The following is a 19,405-nucleotide window of genomic DNA, read 5'->3' on the forward strand; positions in this document are numbered from 1 at the left end:
CTATTGTGTAACACTTGCGGTCCGGGCCGGAACGACCAGGCGTGCGGTCATGATCTGCACGACGTCGCCGTTCTGATTGCGGGTCTCGCAGCGCACCGTGACGAGGCCCCGCTCGGGGCGGGACGCGGAGCGCTTGGCCGCCACGATCTCGACGGCAACCGTGAGCTCGTCGTCGGGATAGACAGGCTTCGGCCAGACCAACTCGCCGCCCGCGCCGATGACGCCGCCCGAGATCGGCAACCCGCTCGTCACGAGGAGCCGCATCGTGATGGCGGCGGTGTGCCATCCGCTGGCGACGAGCCCGCCGAAGAAACTGCCTTCGGCGGCGTGCTCGTCGAGGTGGAAGGGCTGCGGATCGAAGTCCGCGGCAAAGCGCTTGATGGCGTCGCGCGCGACAACCGCAGAGGCCGTTTCGAACCGGCGGCCGGGTTCGAGGTCTTCCAGGTAGAGGCTCGTCTGGCCGACGGTGCTGTCTGTCACGTTTGTCATCCGACGTGTGTCATCCGATGCGTCTTGTCCGCGCTACTTCTCGTAGCCCGGCGGCTGCCTGTGCCAGTCGATGCCGGCCACGCCTTTGCGATAGCCGTACTGGAACAACGTGTTCATGTAGGCCTTGTTGAAGGGGCCTTCGTAGGGAACGGCGAACTCGTCGTCGAGATAGATGAGGTTGTACTCGACGCCGTCGCGCTCGGTCGTGAGATAGATGCGGTAGAGGTCGTTCATGCCGTTGGCCGCGGTCATGGTGGCGATGGCCTGCCCGGCGATGGCGAGCGTCTGGCGCTTCACCTGTTGCTCGGGACGGAAGAGACGCCCGTTGCGAATGATGTAGGCGACGTCCCTCTTCGCGGTGGTCTTCTCCACCTTCTTCAGATGCAGCGACGGCGGATAGAGAAACATCTGAGTCATCGCGCCGCCATCGACGTGCATTTCCTCGTAGCGTTTGCCGTCCACGGTGACGTCCAGCATGACGGGCGGGAAGGCACCGGGAATGGACGCAGATGCGCGCAGCACTTCGATGATCAGGGCGCGTGCGCGCGGATCGGGGCTCTGGGCGATGGCGCCGATGTTCCAGATCACGGATCGCGCCTGATCGAGGTTCGTCGTCGCGACGAGCAGCAGGCGGCCCTTTTCATACTCCTCGGCGATGCGCTTGATCGTGCGCTGGTCGATGAACTTCGAGATGAGGTTCTTGAGCGGCGTCGTATCGGCGGCGGAGTCGCCGGAGATGATCGAGACAACCGGGTTCTCGTCGCTGAAAATGTCGGATGCCGCGGTTTCGGTGTAGACGCTTTTCAGCGCGTGATCGTAGTCGGGGCCCAGGAAGGCGAAGGGCGCCGAGAGCGCGCCGGTGCTGATGCCGGTGACGACGTTGAACTCCGGGCGATCGCCGTGGGCCGTCCAGCCGACCAGAAGCCCGGCGCCGAATGCGCCGTCGTCTCCGCCGCCGGAGATGGCGAGGAACGTCGCCGCGTGTCTCGCTCCCGACGTGTCACTCTTTTCGCCGCGGGCGGCGCGCGACTTCGCAATCACCTCGCGCGCGAGCGCACGCAACGCTGCCGGATCGCCATCGTAGTAGAAGCGTGCGTAGGGAATATCGAGAGGACGGATCTCCTGGCCCATCGCCAGCGGCACGGCCGGCAATCTCTCGATGGAAGCGCAGCCCGTCAGGATCACCGAGAGAAACGCGGCCACCACCATGGAGGCCCAGCCGCCGGCGGACAGCCAACCTGCGCGCCGTCCAGAGGCGCGCAGGCTCTGCCTTGCGAAGCTGACTGCCATGACCCCCGACATTCGTTCGACCCGTACTCTCCGGCCATCCCGCAGACACTTCCGCGATCTCGCAGACTGGCGCCACGCGCGTCCCGAAAACGCTCCGTGGGCCATCATAGCTTATTGCGGGCGCAGCATGGCAGAGTATGACGAAGGCCCATAGGCCCTGCATCGCCACGGCCAGGGAAGGATGCCATTGCCTTGTAACTAAGGCGGAACCTTGCTGCATCCAGCGACGGGGCCTGCGGCGAAAGACGGCAGACGAGAACGACGGCGACGGGAGACGTGCGTGTGGCGGGATGACGACGAGCAGGTGTTCGATGTTGCATCGGCCCGGTTAACCACGTGCGGGGAACCGTGGGCGTTCGCGGCCGAGAACGCTGCCGCCATCGACGCGCACTGGACGTTGCGCCGCGAGCAGCAGCCGCGCTTCTTCAACGGCGCCGTGCTTCTGCTCGCGAGCTACGAGGTGACGGCCGAGGGGTGCCTCGACGCGCGCTTCCTCCGCTCCGACTTCAAGAGCTTCCTCTTCTGGCGCGAGACCGGCTGGCGCGACCGCACGGTGATGGACGCGTTCGGCTCGGCACTGATTTTCTCGCAACAGGGCCGTGTGCTGCTCGGGCGACAGCGCGACGGGCATCTCAATGGCGGACTCTGCTATCCGCCGAGCGGCTTCATCGACGCTGCCGATGTGGGGGCCGACGGCGCCATCGACATCGACCACAGCGTGCGCCGTGAGATCGGCGAGGAGCTGGGCCTCGGGGAGGATCAGTTGCAGCGCCGACCTGGCTACATCGTGACACGCGCCGGGCCGGTGCTGTCGATCGGCGTGCCGTTCGACGCGCGCGCTGCGGAAGCGGACCTGACGGGCGCAATCGGGCGGCACATCGCGGCCGACCCGGATGCGGAGCTTGCCAGCGCGGAGTTGCTCGCGCCCGGCGCGGATACGGCTCGGCTCGCAATGCCGAACTATGCGCGCACGCTCATCGCGGGCCTCAAGCGCCTCAAAAGCCACGCCTAACATCACGCCCCCACTTGGAGGGGCGCGCCGAATGGGGCAGAGTGCGGCCGCTCCTTCCCTGGCGCCGTCATTTCATGGCCCGCCTGCTCCGAGAGGCTCAATGGCGACGCTCAAGTTCCACACGCTCGACGTTTTCACCGATCGCCGTTTCGCCGGCAATCCGCTGGCCGTCGTGCTGGATGCCGATGGCCTCGCCGACGCCCAGATGCAGGCCATCGCGCGCGAGTTCAACTTGTCGGAAACCGTCTTCGTGCAGGCGTCCGAGCGGCCCGCCCATTCGGCCAAGATGCGCATTTTCACGCCGCACAGCGAAGTGCCGTTCGCCGGGCATCCGACCATCGGCACGGCGGCCCTTCTTGCGGAGCTCAAAGCGCCGCTCCACAACGGCGAGCAAGACGCGCTCATCGTTCTCGAGCAGGCGATCGGCACCGTGCGGGTTGGCGTACGCGCGCGAGCGGGTGCGGCGGCATTCGCCGAGTTCGATGCGCCGAAACTTCCGGCCGAAGCGGGCGTGCTGCCTCCGACCGACATTCTGGCCGCAGGGCTGGGGCTCATTCCGAGCGAGATCGGCTTCGAGAACCACAAGCCGCTGTGCTTTGCGGCCGGCAACACGTTCGCCTTCGTTCCGGTGGCGACGCTGGATGCGATCCGGCGCGCGCGCGTCAACGGCTCGCATTGGGAGAGCGCCTTCGAACAGCAGGGCGTGGTGGGCGCCTATCTCTACACGCGCCAGTGCGAGCACAACGGCCACGCTTTCCACGCGCGCATGTTCGCGCCGCAGATGGGCATCCCCGAGGATGCGGCCACGGGATCGGCGGCCGTGGGGTTGACCGGCGCCGTGCACCTGTTCGACCGGCTGCCGGACGGCACGCACAAGCGCATCGTCGAGCAGGGCTACGAGATGGGCCGGCCGAGCCAGATCGCGCTGACCATCGTGATGACGGGCGGCAAGCTCACGACGGTTCGCATTGGGGGTGACGCGGTTCGAGTCACTGAAGGCACCATCACTATCTGACCGTCCACAGGGGCGGATCCAGCAATTTCAATATTCTGGCACGCCAGCGCGGCCGCTGACGTGATGCCGCCCGCGACGTGACGCGCGCGCCACACACACGCGTTATTTCTCCTCCTTAGGTATATTTCCTGACTTTTGCGGTATACTTTTTCTTGGACATTTCCGCTGCGGGTGCGCAGCTACGGGGGTATTCGCAATGGTCAATACGGTTCGGGCGCTGCGGTCGGCGCTGGTTGTAAGCTTGGTGGCTTGCGGGACGTCGACGTCGTCCTACGCGCAAGATGGCGCTTCGAAAGGTGCTGAACCAGCAGCTGAGTCTCTTCCGCCGCTTGAGGTCACGGCCAAAGCGCAAAAGGCCGCTAAAAAGAAACCCGCCAAGGTCCCCGCCGCCGTTCAGCAAGCTGCGCCGCAACCTGCGCCTGCGTCTGAGCCGCGCGAAAGCGGCATGCAAGGCGCGACCGGGCCGGTCAACGGATACGTCGCCAAGAACACCAGCGTCGGCTCGAAGAGCAACACACCCATTCAGGAAATTCCGCAGTCGGTTTCGGTCATCGGCCGCCAGGAAATTGACGATCGCGGCGCGCAGAAGGTGGATGAGGCGTTGCGCTACACGGCCGGCGTCTTCACCCAGCCATTCGGCACGGATAGCGACACGAACTGGCTGTTTATCCGTGGCTTCGATGCGACCCAAACGGGCATCTATCAGGACGGCCTGCAGAACCAATCGTTTTCGTTTGGCGCATTCTTTATCGACTCGTTCAATCTCGAGCGTATCGAAGTCCTCAAGGGTGCGGCCTCAGTGCTCTACGGCGGCAGCAACCCCGGCGGAATCGTCAACTACGTCAGCAAGCATCCAGACGGTGAGCGAATTCGCTATCTCGAAACTGGTATCAACGACGCCGGCAATGCCTACCTCGGCTTTGATATTGGTGACCGAGCGAGTTCGTCGGTCGATTATCGCGTAAGCGGCCGCATCGCGGGCGGCGAGACCTACAGCGATTTCCAGGACGGGTTTCGTGGAACCATATCTCCCACGATCGCATGGCATGACGATCAAACGCGACTGACGGTGCTCGCGAACTACACGCACATCGATGAAAACCACAACGGCGGCAGCTTCCTGCCGTACTACGGCACGGTTAAGCCCGCTTCATTCGGCCGTATCCGCAGAGACGCGAATTTCACCGAGCCGGGTCTCGACGACTATCGTCGCGAGCAGGGTTCCATCGGCTATCAGTTGGAGCACGAGGTCAACAGCGGGCTCACGCTGCGCCAGAATGTTAGATTCGGCGCCGCCGAGATCGGCGAAACCCAGCTTTACGGCGACGGTTACGACAACACTACGTTCGGAGAGCCCTGGTTAAAGCGCGTCTACTTCGAGCACGACACGGATGTGAAACAATTCCTCGTCGACAATCAGGCCGAACTGAGGTTCTCGACCGCCGCCGTGAACCACACGTTGCTCGCAGGGGTCGATTACAAATACTTCAATATCGATCAAGTGCAGTCTGCGGGTCAGTACAATGGCGCTCTCGATGCAACCGCGACACCGATCAACGTGACGAATCCGGTTTACGGCGTGCCGCAGTTCCCGCTTCTTGCTTACCTCAATCAAGATCTAACGCAGGAGCAGATTGGCGTATATCTGCAAGAGCAGATGAGGTTTGGCGGCGGGTGGATCGTTACTCTCAACGGGCGCTATGACTGGGTCAGAACCGATGCAGACAATGGGCCTGATGGCTACCCGGCGTTCCCGGATGCACCCGATGTGAAAAGCAACGCGTCGCAAGCCTCCGGCCGCGCCGGCATCGGCTACACCTTCGACAACGGCTTGACGCCGTATGCGAGCGTGGCGACGTTCTTCAATCCTCTTGTCGGCACCGTGCAGGGCGGCAGCCTGTTCGTTCCTGAAACCGGTGAGCAGTACGAGGTGGGCGTGAAGTACGTGCCGCGCTTCTTCGACGGCATCTTCACGGCTGCCCTCTTCGACCTTACCCGTGAGAACGTTGCGACAGCGATCGCTCCGAACGTTTTTCTGCAGACCGGCGAAGTCAATTCACGCGGCATCGAACTGGAAGCGAAGGCCAATCTGACCGAGAGCTTGAAGGTCACCGCCGCCTTCACTGCCTACGATATCAAGGTCAAGAAGGACGAAAACCCCGCGATTGTCGGCAAGCAGCCGTTCGTCGTGCCTGAGGTTCTGGCCTCGGCGTCGTTCGACTACAAGTTCCGCGGGAACGCCTTAAACGGCATAATCGTCGGAGGCGGCGTGCGCTATATTGGCTCGTCGTTCGCCGACCAGATCAATACGCTGAAAGTTCCGGACGTCACGCTGATTGATGCGAAAATCGGGTACGATTTCGGCAATTGGGGCGTGGACCTCAACGTCTCCAACCTCTTCGACGAAAACTACGTAGCGTCGTGCCAGGGGGAAAAGGTTTGCGCCTATGGCGAAGGACGCGTCGTGCTTCTCAAAACGCACGTCACTTGGTAAGGCGCGCTGCTCTCACGCTAGGTTTCGGAACTGGGAGCAGGTCTCACCAATCGCTTTCGATGAAGCGAAGGGCCGGATACACCGGCCCTTCGGACTTTTTAGCAGAATGCGCCCTTCTTGCCCTTGAGGATCTTGTCGGCTGCGCACGAGCCGGTCCAGACGACGGCGAACGCGGCGTCCTTGGCCCCTCTCTTGAGGGCATTCTTCAAGCGCCCCGCTTCGGCATCGGCAGGAGCGGACAGGGACATCGCAACACCAAGCAGCGCAAGCGCGCCGATCTTTCTGATCATGATCCATCTCTCTGTGATTGAGCTTCGTTGAACCGCATCGACGACGCGGCAGGATCACGCTAGACGCGTCCGAGCCAACCGTCTGTTCCCGGAGTGACGTGCGCAACGCGCCGCTCCACCGGTCTCCGTCGTGCTCGATGCTCAATCTTCAGTCGCGCGATCAGGCCTCTTCGCCGCAACCCGTCTGCGTCGGCATCGCCGCCTTGATCTCGTCGATCGTCAAGTCGCGCACGTGCGTCGCCACCGACCAGCGATGTCCGAACGGGTCTTCGATCTGGCCATAGCGATCGCCCCAGAACATCTCCGCCACTTCCATCTTCAACGTCGCTCCCGCTTTCACGGCGTGCGCGACGAAGGCGTCGGCGTCGGGGACCGTCAGGTGGATGGTCACGGGCGTGCCCTTCATCGCCTTGGGACCCACCGACCCCATGCCGGGAAACTCGTCGACCAGCATGACGGGGGCTCCGAGGATTTCGACGCAGGCATGCCACATCATGCCGTCGGGGCCTTCGAGGCGCATGAGCTCCGTCGCGCCGAACGCCTTTTTGTAGAAGTCGATGGCTTTGGCCGCACCGGCGACGACGAGATGCGGTGTCACCGGCGGCATGCGATTGAGGTGCGTGCCTTTGCTGGTTTTGCTCTCGGCCGCACCGCGTTTCGGTTCCGGCTTCGATTTGACGGCTGCCTTGGCCATGCTCCTGTCCTCCAGTTTCATGTTCCGGGCGGGCCCTCTTGGACCTGCCTCCGCCCCCAGGACGAACGGGGGACCCCCAACCCGACACCCCAAATGCGCCATTTCGTTGCGGGGGAGCCGGAAACCGGCCGCCCCCTTGCGCCTGGGGGGCGGATTCGCGTATGTGTCAATGCATTCGTCGTCCCGTCCGCGCATTCGGAACCCGCGCATTATGAGCTGCAAGGCCACCCGATCCGACCTCTCGACCGCCCGCCATCCGGCGCGCGGCCGCGGACTCGTGCTCGCCTCCAGCCTCCTGAACCTCCTCCTTATCAGCCCCTGAGAACCGGGGGCCCGGCCGCGGCCGGGCAGGTGCTCAGGGGATCCGCGACCGACCGCTGATAGGATTGACAGCCGGTGCCCGCTCGACGCTTCGAGCCGACCGCACCGGCCCCCGAGGAAGGACCATTTTGCAATGACGAACCCAAACTCTGACGCAAACACCGGCCGCGTCGTCATTTTCGACACCACCTTGCGCGATGGCGAGCAGTGCCCGGGCGCGACCATGACGTTCGAAGAAAAGCTCGAGGTTGCGGATTGCCTCGACAGCATGGGCGTCGACATCATCGAGGCCGGCTTCCCGATTGCCTCCGACGGCGACTTCGAGGCCGTGTCCGAGATCTCGCGCCGCGTGAAGCGGGCGACCATCGCCGGGCTCGCGCGCGCCATCAACGCCGATATCGACCGCGCGGGCGAAGCCGTGCGCCATGCCCGGCGCGGGCGCATTCACACGTTCGTCTCGACGTCGCCGATCCACCTCGCCCACCAGATGCGCAAGTCCGAGGCGGACGTGCTGGAGATCATCTCGGCCACGGTCGCGCGCGCGCGCAATCTCGTCGAGGACGTCGAGTGGAGCGCGATGGACGCCACGCGCACCGGCATCGACTATCTCTGCCAGTGCGTCGATGCCGCCATCCGCGCTGGTGCGACGACGATCAACCTGCCCGACACGGTCGGCTACGCCACGCCGGAGGAATACGCCGCCATGTTCCGGGCCGTGCGCGAGCGCGTGCCGAACTCCGACAAGGCCGTGTTCTCGACCCATTGCCACAACGACCTCGGGCTCGCGGTCGCCAACTCGCTGGCAGCCCTCGCCGCCGGCGCGCGGCAGATCGAATGCACCATCAACGGCATCGGGGAGCGGGCCGGCAACGCCGCGCTCGAAGAGATCGTGATGGCGGTGCGCACGCGCGCCGACGCGCTGCCGTTCCACACCGGGATCGAGTCCACCATGCTGGCGCGCGCGTCCAAGCTCGTCTCCGCCGTGACGAACTTCCCCGTGCAGTACAACAAGGCCATCGTCGGGCGGAACGCGTTTGCGCACGAGAGCGGCATCCATCAGGACGGCATGCTCAAGCATCAGCAGACGTACGAGATCATGACGCCGGAGTCGGTCGGCGTCGGCAAGACGTCGCTGGTGATGGGCAAGCACTCGGGCCGCAATGCCTTCCGCACCAAGCTGCGCGAGCTCGGCTATGACTTGGGCGAGAACGCGTTCGAGGATGCGTTCAACCGCTTCAAGTCGCTCGCCGACCGCAAGAAGCACGTCTACGACGAAGACATCGAGGCGCTCGTCGACGAGGAGATCGCGCACGCGCACGACCGCATGCGGGTGCTGGCGCTGCAGGTGATCGCGGGCACCAGCGGCCCGCAGTCGGCGACGCTCACGCTCGACGTCGACGGGGTGCAGAAGACCGTGCATGCCAACGGCAACGGCCCGGTGGATGCCACGTTCGCGGCGATCCGGATGCTGGTGCCGCATACGGCCAAGCTCGAGCTCTACCAGGTGATGGCCGTGACAGAGGGGACGGACGCGCAAGCCGAAGTCTCGGTCCGCCTTGCCGAGGACGGGCGCGTGGTGACGGGCCGCGGCGCCGACACGGACACGATGGTGGCCTCCGCGCGCGCCTATGTGGCGGCCCTCAACAAGCTGATGGTAAAGCGGCAGAAAACCGCCAAGGCCGAGCAAATCGGCTGATCCTGAGGGACCTGGTCTTACCGGGGTCTTTTCGGGCTCCGGAAAACCGCACTTCAGCCGGATAACCGACTAGACAGGTGCTCTAGCTGGTGGTAGACGAACCGCATTGGGGCCCTAGAGCACTCGTTCGGGGCCCCATTGCCGTCCTTGGAGATCCTCCAAGCCGGCGCCGCGTCGCAACCAAACGACGGCAGGCGATATTTGGATGGGTGATTAGCTCAGTTGGTAGAGCAGCTGACTCTTAATCAGCGGGTCCACAGTTCGAGCCTGTGATCACCCACCATCCCCTTCTCATCGGTTTAGCTCCGGCAGCGCGCGCTCGCGCCTTTTCCCAATAATGATCGCTGAGGGTCGCGAAGACCTGCTGGCGATTGTCGTAGCTCGGTATGTTGACCCAATTGAGTATGCCGATCAACGAAACGGCACGCCCGTTACCCGATGTGAGGCGCGCCGCGCCGCACGCGCGGCATGCGATGAGGCGGCCGTCAGTCGACGCCCTCGCCCTCTCCCTCGTCACGATTGAGTTCGATCACGCCGCGCTCCACCATACCGAGAGCGACGTCCGCAATGGCGCGCTGCGCCTTCAAGGCCTCGCGTGGCTTGACCTGAGGACCATCGGTGAGATCGGCTTCGATCGCGCGGCGTGCGCGGCTCGGGACTGCCTTCAGGATCTGATCCTGCATCGTCTTCGACACGCCATGCAGGGCCCTGACGACGAGATCGGGCGCGATCTGGTCGAAGACCGTCACCAGGGACGCTTCGGTCAGCCTGCCAATATCGTCGAAGGTGAAAAGCTGCTGGCGAATGAGGTCGGCGTCTTTCTCATTGTAGGTTCCGATGGCCTGCAGGCATTCGTCCATGAGCTTGCGGTCCATCTTGTTCATAAGCTCGGCCATGCGCGTGTGCGGCGAGAGGTCCGAACTCCGCCGCCGATTGATGAGAAGATCCTGGAGAAACGATATTTCGAGCAGCACATAGGCGCGCTCCGAGACCGGCCGGATCGCGAGCATGCGCGCGACGACCTCTTTCGAAACGGCTCGCGGGAGCAGCTTCAGAAGCGCGGCCGAGATCAGCGGCTCTGCGCGCGAGAGGACCAGCGCGATGACCTGCGGATGCTCCTTCATCAGGTACTGCGTCAGCGCCGCCTCGGAGATTTTCGGGAGCTGCTGCCACACCGCGTGGGCGGATTTCGTGCCTGTCTGGGCGAGAAGGGCTGCAATCTGATCGGGGCTCAGGACGCCTTCGAGAAGGCCGTGGATCTTTTCGGTCGTCGCGGTGAGATCGGCGCCGTGCTTGAGGTCGTGGGCAAATTCCTCGATCAGCGCATCGACGACGTCCTTGCCGACCTTGCCGAGATCGTTCGCCGCCTGGGCTACGATCTTCACTTCGTCCTCGTCGAAGTACTTCAGGAGGCGGCTGGCATATTGCTTGTTCATCGCAAGCAGAAGCGCGGCAACTTTCGCCGTTCCCGTCAATTCCCGCCGGTTATCGTCGGGATCCTCGCGAGAGATCGTCGCCACTCTCACTCCAATTCGGGATACCTGACCCTTGCCAGCCTCCGACTCGCAGTCCTCCTACGCACATTGACGTTGCTCCTCGACGCTCCGCCGGAGATGGGCTCCGCCCGAGAATCGGATGTATTCAGCCTATCACCGCCTGAATGCAGCCGTCGGAAGGTATTTGGGGGACAGTCCGGAATTTTTTGGGATGCCAGACACTCGGTACAGCCATTTCGCCAAGGTTTCTGGCCGCGAGACGCGTTGTAGGTCGCCCAAAACAGCCCTGGACTGATCGCGTTGGCGATGGAGCGCCGTCGACATCCGTGGAGACCGGGTTTCGCCGATCCGGGCGGCGCTATTCTCGATGGGCGTTACGCCGACACCGGCTTACAACCGTGCTAGCGTTCCGACCTTCAGGCAAAAACAACCTCACGATCGAACCATGTCTCGCCGATCTATTCTCGTCACCGGCGGCGCCGGCTTTGTCGGGTCGCACCTTTGCGATCGTCTGATTGCCGAGGGGCATGACGTCATCTGTCTCGACAATTTCTTCACCGGCCGGAAGAAGAATATCGAGCATCTCTTGAGCGAGCCGCGCTTCGAGCTGCTCCGCCACGACGTGACGTTCCCGCTCTACATCGAGGTCGACGAGATCTACAATCTGGCGTGCCCCGCTTCGCCGATCCACTACCAGCACGACCCCGTGCAGACGACCAAAACGAGCGTGCACGGCGCGATCAACATGCTGGGCCTAGCCAAACGCCTCAAGTGCCGCATCTTCCAGGCGTCGACGTCGGAAGTGTACGGCAGCCCGGCAGTGCATCCGCAAACGGAAGACTATTGGGGCAACGTCAATCCGATCGGACCGCGCTCCTGCTACGACGAAGGCAAGCGCTGCGCCGAGACGCTGTTCTTCGACTATCACCGTCAGCACAAGCTCGAGATCAAGGTTGCGCGGATCTTCAACACCTACGGGCCGCGCATGCATCCGAACGACGGGCGCGTCGTGTCGAATTTCGTCGTGCAGGCCCTCAAGGGCGAGCCGATCACGATCTATGGCGAGGGCAAGCAGACGCGCTCGTTCTGCTACGTGGACGATCTGATCGACGGCATCGTGCGGCTGATGGAGTCGCCTCGGGACATGACCGGGCCGGTCAATCTCGGCAATCCGGTCGAGTTCACGATCAAGGAGCTCGCGGAACTCGCGATCGCCATGACGGGCTCGAAATCCGACCTGGTCTTCCGGCCCCTCCCGCAGGACGATCCCATGCAGCGCCAGCCGGACATTTCGCTGGCCAAGGACCGGCTGGGGTGGGAACCAAGCGTGCCGCTCCGCGATGGCTTGGCGCGCACCATCGCCTACTTCGACAAACTGCTCAGCGAAAGCGATCTGCCGCGCGACATGCCCGCCGCACGCAGCAAGGGCTGAGGCGGCAGGCGCTCGGCCAAGACCGCGCCCTAAGACGACCGATCTCTCGCGTCGCCAATAAATCCCGCCTTTCGGCCAGCATCCCGGCCCAAGTGCCGGATGTGCGGCAGATCGCCAACCGGCAAATGCTAAGCAAATGCTTTCCAGCACGCATTGAGCGGGCTAGGAGTACCGCCAACGATGCTGAATGACCTCTATGGAGCTACATGAGAGACTTTAAAGACAACTTTGGAGATCGGCTGCGGAATTCCGCACAGGCGAAAAAGGCCATGCTTTCGAAAGCGGCACGCCCCTCCCCTGACGACCCGGCCGAAATCGAGCGGAGAGCGCAGCGCAAGGCGATCGTCGACGCACGCGAAGCGCGTGCGGCCGAGAAGGAGCGCCTTGCGAAGGAACTCGCGGAGAAGCAGGCGCTGGAGCTGGCCGAGCGCGCCGAGCACCTGAAGCGTGAACAGCGCGAAATGGCCGACCGCGAAGTGGCTCGTGCCGCCGAGCAAAAGGCCCAGCGCGATGCCAGATACGCCGCCCGCAAGAAGCGGAAGGCGTAAGCGGTACGGCGGAGCCTGCTCTCGCACGCTCCGCCTCACTCTATGCTTCGCGGCCACCGGCGCAGCTTCAGTTATGCGCCCTCGCCGCGGGGTTGGCCGCGCGGCTTCCACACCAGCGAGCGACGCAGCGCGTGTCACGGCGCGGCGCATGCTCGACACGTGTCTTGAAGTACCGGCGTCTTGAAGTGCCGTTAGGCCGCCAGTTCCATCGCAACCGGTTTGACCGACGGCAGGTCGCCCGACGATCCGGTGAGGATGTAGGAGATGTTGCGCTTCGTCAGCGCCGCACAGAATTCATTCAGTTCGAAATCGCCTAAATCACCGCCCATACCCGCGTCATATGCGACGAAGGCGGTATGAAAATGCAGTCTCTCAATCAACATCTGGGCCGCCCCGGCCGAACTTGCGACGTGAACCTTGGCGCCAGCGCGCATCAGGGCTTCGCGGAGATTGCAAGCGCGCGTCGAGGGGGCGTCGACGACAAGGATACGATAATCCGAGGGGATCTTCATGAGTGGGTACCTCCAGGACGCCTTTGCGTCCGTCAGGAGCGGGTTGCTCTAGGCCCGCAGTCCCATTCGACAGTCACTTCGTGCAGCCGCGACTGACAAGAAACAAATGCTGCTCGAAGATTAATACAGCTCGCACGCGGCGGCACCACCCCCAAAATACGGAGTGCAGCGCGGCATTTACCGACGCAGTGCGATATGTTCAATCATCAGAATAAAGTATTGTTTCTCCGCATCAGTGATTTGATCCGCCGTGCGTTGCAGCGGCGTGAGGCGGAAATTTTTCAATACGCCGGCATGAGCACAACGCGCGGAGCACAACCTGGCGCTGCGCGGCCTTTTCCGCACAAACGCCCGGTTTCCGTAGGGGATTGCTACTTCTTCCAAAGAGCGCCGACGACGAAGGCCACGCCGGCTGCGATGGCCAGGGCTTCAAGCGGCTTCTCCTGCGTGTAGCGCGCGACGCTGTTGTAGGAGTCCCGTGCGAACTGCTCGGGGTTGTCCATCGCGTCCTTGGCCATCGTCGTAATGCGGTCAGCCGCTTCGACGGCCGCATCCTTCGCTGCGTTGACGGCCTGATCGGCATAGCCGGCAGCGCGACGGGCTTCATCAGATGCGGTGTTGAGCTGATCTGCGTTAAGGTTTGCCATGACGGTCCTCCCAGGGGGTTGGACCTCATCAACTCCACGGGGCGAGACTTGTTCCTTGGGCCGTGCGCCGCGTCATCGTTGGGCTGCCCGCCAACGTCGCTCATCGGGCCCCTCGCTCACATCGCTCTTTGGTCCTCGTTCCTTGGTCCTGCGACCATCTCTCCGCACGACCGTCTTCCGATCCGTTCCTGTTCTGACGTAACCGAATTTTATGGAAGTGTTGTCGCGACTTGCTAACGTGTCATTCTTGCTAACGCGCAGACTTTCTAGCTTGCCAATGCGCGCCGCCGCACACTGCGGCCGCAACCGGCCCACCGCTTGGGGAAGAAAATCGATGACGGCACGATTGGTTCGCAGCCCGCGCTCCTGGCTGCCCACACTTTCACAGTTCCGTCGTCCGGCACTTCTTGCCGCTGTCCTCCACATTGCCGGACCGCTCAATCCGGCCTCCGCGCAGGCGCCGGGCGGCGGGGCACCACCTCCGCCGAGCGTCATCGTCGAGATCGCGCAGATGCGCGACATCACGGATCAATCGGCTTTTACCGGGCGCGTGCAGGCCATCGACAAGGTGACGCTGCGAGCGCGCGTCGCGGGGTTCATTAAAAAGCGCGGGTTCGAGGAAGGCACTGAAGTCGCGGAAGGGCAGCTTCTATTCGAGCTTGAGCGCGAGCCCTATGAGGCGGCGCTGGCCCTGGCCGAAGCCAACCTCGCGGCCGCCGATGCCGCGCTCGCGCTGGCCCAGGTGACCTACGACCGCACGCGGCCGCTTGCCGAACGCGGCACGTCCTCGCAGGCCGCACTCGATCTCGCGGGCTCGCAACTCGCGCAAGCGAAGGCCAACGTCGACGCGCAGAAGGCAAACGTCACGACCGCAAAGCTCAACCTCGGCTATACGGAGATCCGCGCACCGATGGCAGGCGCCGCGGGGCGGGCTACCTACTCCGTCGGCGAATATGTCGGCCCGACCAGCGATCCGCTCGTCACGCTCGTGCGGCAGGATCCGATGTACGTCGCCTTTCCCGTGCCGCAACGGCTGTTCCTGGCCGTCCGCCGTGAGGGCCTGCCCAAGGACAGCGTGCTCGTGCGCCTGAAATTGCCGGATGGCTCCACCTACGACCAGGACGGCTCGATCGCGTTCTCCGACGTCGAGGCCAACCCGCAGACGGACTCGCTGCTCGTGCGCGGCACCTTCCCCAATCCCAAACGCCTGCTGGTCGACCAGCAGATCGTGGGCGTGCAGGTGGTGTCGAAGAAGCCGGAGGAGCGGATGGTCATCTCGCAGTCCGCGATCATCCTCGATCAGCAGGGCGCCTACGTTCTCGCGGTCGACAAGGAGAATAAGGTGGTCGTCAAGCGCATCAAGCTCGGCGATCAGGAGGGCGCGCAGATCGTCGTGCTCGAAGGACTCGTGACCGGTGATCGCGTCATCACGAGCGGCCAGCAGAAAGTCCGCCCCGGGATCGTCGTCGATGCCCAGGTCGCCACCGACACCCTCACCTCAACAGGCGCGGCCGCACCATGATCTTCGACGTCTTCATCCGCCGCCCGCGTCTGGCCATGGTCATCTCGATCGTGCTGACGCTGGCGGGTCTCATCGCCATCACCGTCATCCCGGTCGCGCAGTATCCCGAAATCGCGCCTCCCACCGTCAGCGTCAGCGCCGGTTATGCGGGCGCCGACGCAAACACCGTGGAAGAAAGCATCGCCCAGCCGCTCGAGAACGCGATCAACGGCGTTTCGGGCATGCGCTACATGCGGTCCACCTCGGCCAACGACGGCTCCTACTCGCTCACCGTCTCGTTCGATCTCACCGAGGATCCGGACATCGCGACGGTCAACGTGCAGAACCGGGCGAACCTCGCGACCGCCAAACTTCCCGAGGAGGTGCGGCGCACAGGGCTTACGATCGCCAAGCGCTCGACGGACCTGCTGCAGGTGTTCCTGTTCTATTCGAAGGACAAGGACAAAGATCAGCTCTTCCTATCCAACTTCGTGACCCTCAACATTCTCGACGAAATCAAGCGCGTCTCCGGCGTGGGCGACGCCTCGATTTTCGGCTCTCGCGACTATGCCATGCGGATCTGGGTCAATCCGACCAAGCTCGGCAATTTCGGCTTGTCGGCGCAGGATGTGATTGCGGCCATCCAGTCGCAGAACGTGCAGGCGGCCGCCGGGCGCATCGGTGCGGCGCCTCTGTCGGCCGATCAGCGCCTGCAGCTCACCGTCACCACCAAAGGCCGCCTCATCTCTGTCGAGGAATTCGAAAACATCATCGTGCGGGCGAGCGCCGACGGGTCGTTCGTGCGCGTGAAGGACGTCGCGCGGGTGGAGCTGGCGGGAGATTCATTCGATTCCGAAGCCCGCTACGAGGGCTATCCGGCCGCACCGATCGGCGTCTATCTGTCGCCCGGCGCGAACGCCGTCAGCGTCGCGGCCGCGGTGTCGAAGCGGCTCCAAGAGTTGCAGACGCGCTTTCCGAAGGGCGTCGAGTTCGCCTACGTCTACAACACCGCCGAATTCGTCGACGCAATGATCGAGAAGGTGGTCCACACACTGTTCGAAGCCTTCGTGCTCGTCGCCATCGTGGTGTTCGTCTTCCTCGGCCGCTTCAGGCCGACGTTCATTCCGCTGATTGCCGTTCCGGTCGCCATCATCGGCACGTTCGCGGTGCTGCTGGCGCTCGGCTATTCGGCCAACACCATCTCGCTCTTGGCGCTCGTGCTCGCCATCGGCATCGTGGTCGACGACGCGATCATCGTGGTCGAGAACGTCGAGCGCGTGATGCACGAGGAGCCGCACCTCACACCGGCCGAAGCGACGCACAAGGCGATGACGGAGATCGCGGGCCCCGTGATCGCCATCACGCTCGTGCTGCTGTCGGTGTTCGTTCCGATCGCGTTCCTGCCCGGCTCGTCGGGTGTGCTGTTCCGCCAGTTCTCGGTCACGATCTCCGCCGCCATGGTGATCTCGGCCATCAACGCGCTGACGCTGACGCCGGCTCTCTGCGCGGTCATGCTGAAGCCGGGTCATCCGACCGGCATCATGGGCCGCATCACGAAGTCGATCGACCGCGTCGCGGACGGATACGCGGCCATCGTGCGCCGGCTCGTCACCTATTCGCTGATGAGCCTCGCGGCGCTGGTCGCCATCGCGGGCGTCACCTACTTCGTGTTCGCCAGAACGCCGTCAGGCTTCCTGCCCGATGAAGACAAGGGCTTCATCATGACGGTGATGAACCTTCCGGCCGGCGCCTCGCTCAACCGCACGTCGGATGCCGCGCGCAAGGCCGAGGAGATCATCCGCCAGGATCCGGCGGTCGACACCGTCACGACCGTGCTCGGGCTCGACTTCCTCGGCGGCGGCGCCGCATCGAATGCCGGCGTCATGTTCGTGCGCCTCAAGCCCTACGAGGTGCGCACGACACGCGATATGCACGCGACCGCCGTCGTGCGCCGTCTGTTCGGAGCGCTGTCGACCGTGTCCGAGGGCCGGCTGATCCCGCTCAATCCTCCGGCCATTTCCGGCATCGGCCAGGTCGGCGGGTTCGAGTACATGCTCGAAGCGCTCAGCGGCCAGGGGGCGTCCGAAATGGCCGCCGTCATGCGCGGGCTGATCGTGGAGGCCAACCAGCGGCCGGAGCTTTCGAGCGTGTTCTCCACGTTCGAAGCAGAGACGCCGCAGATCCGCCTCGACATCGATCGCGACAAGACGCGGGCGCTCAACATCAACCTGTCCGACGTCTTCACGGCGTTGCAGGCGACGCTCGGCGGCTACTACGTGAACGACTTCAACCTGTTCGGCCGAACCTGGACCGTGCAGTTGCAGGCCGAGCAGGCGTTCCGCGGATCGATCAACGACATCTCGGGCATCTACGTCAAAAACTCGGCCGGCGAAATGACGCCGATGTCGGCCATCGCGGTCGCCAAGCTGGAGGTCGGGCCGCGGACGCTCACGCGCTACAACAACTACCGCGCGGTGGCGATCAACGGGTCTCCCGGAGAAGGGCGCGGCCCGAGCGAGGCCATCGAGGCGATGGCCGCGTTGTCCGCAACCAGCCTGCCGGGAGGCTATGCGTTCGAATGGACGGGTCAGGCGCTCGAGCAGCTCCAATCGGCGGGGCAGACCCCGATCGTGATCGGGCTCGCGTTGCTGTTCGCCTATCTCTTCCTGGTGGCGCTCTACGAGAGCTGGAACATTCCCATTCCCGTGCTGCTGTCGGTGCTGGTGTCCATCATGGGCGCCGTCGGCACGCTCTGGATGCTGGGTGAGAGCTTCACGCTCTATGTTCAGATCGGCATCGTCGTGCTGATCGCGCTGGCGGCGAAGAACGCGATCCTCATCATCGCGTTCTCCATCGAGCGGCGGGCGGCCGGCGACACGCTGCTGGAATCGGCCGTGGACGGCGCGCGGCTGCGCTTCCGCCCGGTGATGATGACCAGTATCGCGTTCATCATGGGACTCATACCGCTCGTGATCGCGACCGGCCCCGGCGCCGACAGCATGATCGCGGTCGGCACGCCGGTGCTTGCGGGCATGGCGTTCGCGTCGGTGTTCGGAATTTTCCTCATTCCGATGCTCTACGTCGTGTTCCAACGCCTGCGCGAGGGGCGCGGCACACCGGAGACGCCGCAGACGAAAGAGGCGGCCTAGGCACGCGGCACCCTGCTTTTCCGTGCAATGTGACGTGTGGCCCCGGTCCGAAGATGGACCGGGGCCACTTTTCATTGCGCGCTAGAATTCGCGGCCGAGGCGGGCGTCCACCGAGTGGGCGTTGCCGCCGCGAATGACGAAGAAGAACAGCACAGCCGCCCAGATCAGGGATTTTTCAGCGCCCGCGAAGCCTTCGGCTTTGAAGATCCAATGGAAGTACACGGTCACCAGCAGCACAATGGTGGTGGCGAATGCGGCCGGGCGCGTGAAGAGGCCGATCATCAGCAAGAGGCCGCCAATCGTCTCCGTGGCGGCGAGCAGCGGCGCCCACACCGCTCCCGGATAGAAGCCCAGGCTTTCCACCATGCCGACGACGCCGTCCAGGTTCGCGAACTTGGGCGCGCCATGCAGCACAAGCAGGAACCCCACGAGCACGCGCAGCAGCGTTTCGGCAAATTCGTGGAACGATGCGTAGAGCGGCGCGAGAGCGGGTAGAAAATAGCGCGTGTTCGACTGAGACATGTTTCAGGACCTTTCTGGACATTGTGGCCGTGTGGACGATACCGGGTTCGCATTCTTCCAAGATGTTCTTGTGAAGGGGACAGAACGTCGTCAATGCAAGTCCTTCCCTGAATCGCGGCCTGATCGCTGCCATCATGTTATCACTATCCGGCTGGCATCAGGGAACGCACCCGCGGTTCGTGCGTTTAACGCCACACGCGTTCTCCCCCCGAACCCGCCGCATGACTGTCTCACCGCCCTTCTGGCTCGTCCCTCCCCGTCGACCCACATCACCGTCGTCAGCGGGACCGAAAAAGT

At 63.8% G+C, this 19,405-nt stretch carries 16 protein-coding genes and 1 tRNA gene; 9 read left to right on the forward strand and 8 right to left on the reverse strand.

Annotation, left to right across the window (positions count from 1 at the left end; genetic code table 11):
- Positions 1-489, reverse strand: a complete 489-nt coding sequence (locus K2Y42_RS03390) for a MaoC family dehydratase (protein ID WP_291148465.1) — start codon at positions 487-489, stop codon at positions 1-3.
- A 33-nt stretch (positions 490-522) separates the two neighbouring features.
- The gene (locus K2Y42_RS03395) at positions 523-1,779 is read right to left on the reverse strand and encodes a patatin-like phospholipase family protein (RefSeq protein ID WP_291148468.1); all 1,257 of its coding nucleotides are present in this window, start codon (positions 1,777-1,779) and stop codon (positions 523-525) included.
- A gap of 280 nt (positions 1,780-2,059) precedes the next feature.
- On the opposite strand from K2Y42_RS03395, the gene K2Y42_RS03400 reads away from it, so the two are divergent.
- From K2Y42_RS03400 to K2Y42_RS03410, 3 genes are all read left to right on the forward strand, one after another.
- Positions 2,060-2,791, forward strand: coding sequence for an NUDIX hydrolase (locus K2Y42_RS03400; RefSeq protein WP_291148471.1), 732 nt, complete (start codon positions 2,060-2,062; stop codon positions 2,789-2,791).
- A 100-nt stretch (positions 2,792-2,891) separates the two neighbouring features.
- Positions 2,892-3,806: a PhzF family phenazine biosynthesis protein gene (locus K2Y42_RS03405; RefSeq protein WP_291148475.1), complete on the forward strand. Its 915-nt coding sequence runs from the start codon at positions 2,892-2,894 to the stop codon at positions 3,804-3,806.
- Between the two features lie 196 nt (positions 3,807-4,002).
- The gene (locus K2Y42_RS03410; RefSeq protein ID WP_291148478.1) at positions 4,003-6,300 is read left to right on the forward strand and encodes a TonB-dependent siderophore receptor; all 2,298 of its coding nucleotides are present in this window, start codon (positions 4,003-4,005) and stop codon (positions 6,298-6,300) included.
- Between the two features lie 98 nt (positions 6,301-6,398).
- Here the strand turns inward: K2Y42_RS03410 and K2Y42_RS03415 are convergent, their stop codons facing one another.
- Together K2Y42_RS03415 and K2Y42_RS03420 are read right to left on the reverse strand one after the other, a co-directional pair.
- Positions 6,399-6,590 carry a hypothetical protein gene (locus tag K2Y42_RS03415; RefSeq protein ID WP_291148481.1) on the reverse strand — a complete coding sequence of 64 codons (192 nt, stop codon included), beginning with the start codon at positions 6,588-6,590 and terminating at the stop codon, positions 6,399-6,401.
- A 160-nt stretch (positions 6,591-6,750) separates the two neighbouring features.
- Complete coding sequence (locus tag K2Y42_RS03420; RefSeq protein ID WP_366512334.1) at positions 6,751-7,284, reverse strand: VOC family protein; 534 nt, start codon at positions 7,282-7,284, stop codon at positions 6,751-6,753.
- Between the two features lie 454 nt (positions 7,285-7,738).
- Between K2Y42_RS03420 and K2Y42_RS03425 the strand changes: the two genes are divergently transcribed.
- A complete protein-coding gene (locus tag K2Y42_RS03425) occupies positions 7,739-9,301 on the forward strand; it encodes a 2-isopropylmalate synthase (RefSeq protein WP_291148484.1) in 1,563 nt (520 codons plus the stop codon).
- A gap of 207 nt (positions 9,302-9,508) precedes the next feature.
- Positions 9,509-9,584 (forward strand) — tRNA-Lys (locus K2Y42_RS03430).
- Positions 9,585-9,786: 202 nt separating this feature from the next.
- On the opposite strand, the gene K2Y42_RS03435 is transcribed toward K2Y42_RS03430, so the two are convergent.
- Complete coding sequence (locus K2Y42_RS03435; protein ID WP_291148487.1) at positions 9,787-10,821, reverse strand: FliG C-terminal domain-containing protein; 1,035 nt, start codon at positions 10,819-10,821, stop codon at positions 9,787-9,789.
- A 421-nt stretch (positions 10,822-11,242) separates the two neighbouring features.
- Between K2Y42_RS03435 and K2Y42_RS03440 the strand changes: the two genes are divergently transcribed.
- Both K2Y42_RS03440 and K2Y42_RS03445 read left to right on the forward strand, forming a co-directional pair.
- Entirely contained in the window at positions 11,243-12,229 is a 987-nt protein-coding gene (locus K2Y42_RS03440; protein ID WP_291148489.1) for a UDP-glucuronic acid decarboxylase family protein, read from the forward strand.
- Positions 12,230-12,435: 206 nt separating this feature from the next.
- Complete coding sequence (locus K2Y42_RS03445; protein ID WP_291148492.1) at positions 12,436-12,777, forward strand: DUF6481 family protein; 342 nt, start codon at positions 12,436-12,438, stop codon at positions 12,775-12,777.
- A 191-nt stretch (positions 12,778-12,968) separates the two neighbouring features.
- Here the strand turns inward: K2Y42_RS03445 and K2Y42_RS03450 are convergent, their stop codons facing one another.
- Complete coding sequence (locus K2Y42_RS03450; RefSeq protein WP_291148497.1) at positions 12,969-13,289, reverse strand: hypothetical protein; 321 nt, start codon at positions 13,287-13,289, stop codon at positions 12,969-12,971.
- A 371-nt stretch (positions 13,290-13,660) separates the two neighbouring features.
- Complete coding sequence (locus tag K2Y42_RS03455; RefSeq protein WP_291148499.1) at positions 13,661-13,936, reverse strand: DUF883 C-terminal domain-containing protein; 276 nt, start codon at positions 13,934-13,936, stop codon at positions 13,661-13,663.
- Between the two features lie 334 nt (positions 13,937-14,270).
- On the opposite strand from K2Y42_RS03455, the gene K2Y42_RS03460 reads away from it, so the two are divergent.
- Both K2Y42_RS03460 and K2Y42_RS03465 read left to right on the forward strand, forming a co-directional pair.
- Complete coding sequence (locus tag K2Y42_RS03460; protein ID WP_291148501.1) at positions 14,271-15,458, forward strand: efflux RND transporter periplasmic adaptor subunit; 1,188 nt, start codon at positions 14,271-14,273, stop codon at positions 15,456-15,458.
- On the forward strand, positions 15,455-18,586 hold the full coding sequence (locus K2Y42_RS03465) for a multidrug efflux RND transporter permease subunit (protein ID WP_291148502.1): 3,132 nt from the start codon (positions 15,455-15,457) through the stop codon (positions 18,584-18,586). The genes K2Y42_RS03460 and K2Y42_RS03465 overlap by 4 nt, the downstream gene beginning before the upstream one ends.
- Positions 18,587-18,667: 81 nt before the next feature.
- Here K2Y42_RS03465 and K2Y42_RS03470 read toward each other — a convergent pair whose 3' ends face one another.
- Positions 18,668-19,108 (reverse strand): DoxX family protein, encoded by a 441-nt coding sequence (locus K2Y42_RS03470; RefSeq protein ID WP_291148504.1) that lies wholly within the window; start codon positions 19,106-19,108, stop codon positions 18,668-18,670.
- Between the last annotated feature and the right edge of the window lie 297 nt (positions 19,109-19,405).

The organism is Hyphomicrobium sp. (assembly GCF_019744875.1).
Classification (GTDB): Bacteria; Pseudomonadota; Alphaproteobacteria; order Rhizobiales; family Hyphomicrobiaceae; genus Hyphomicrobium_C.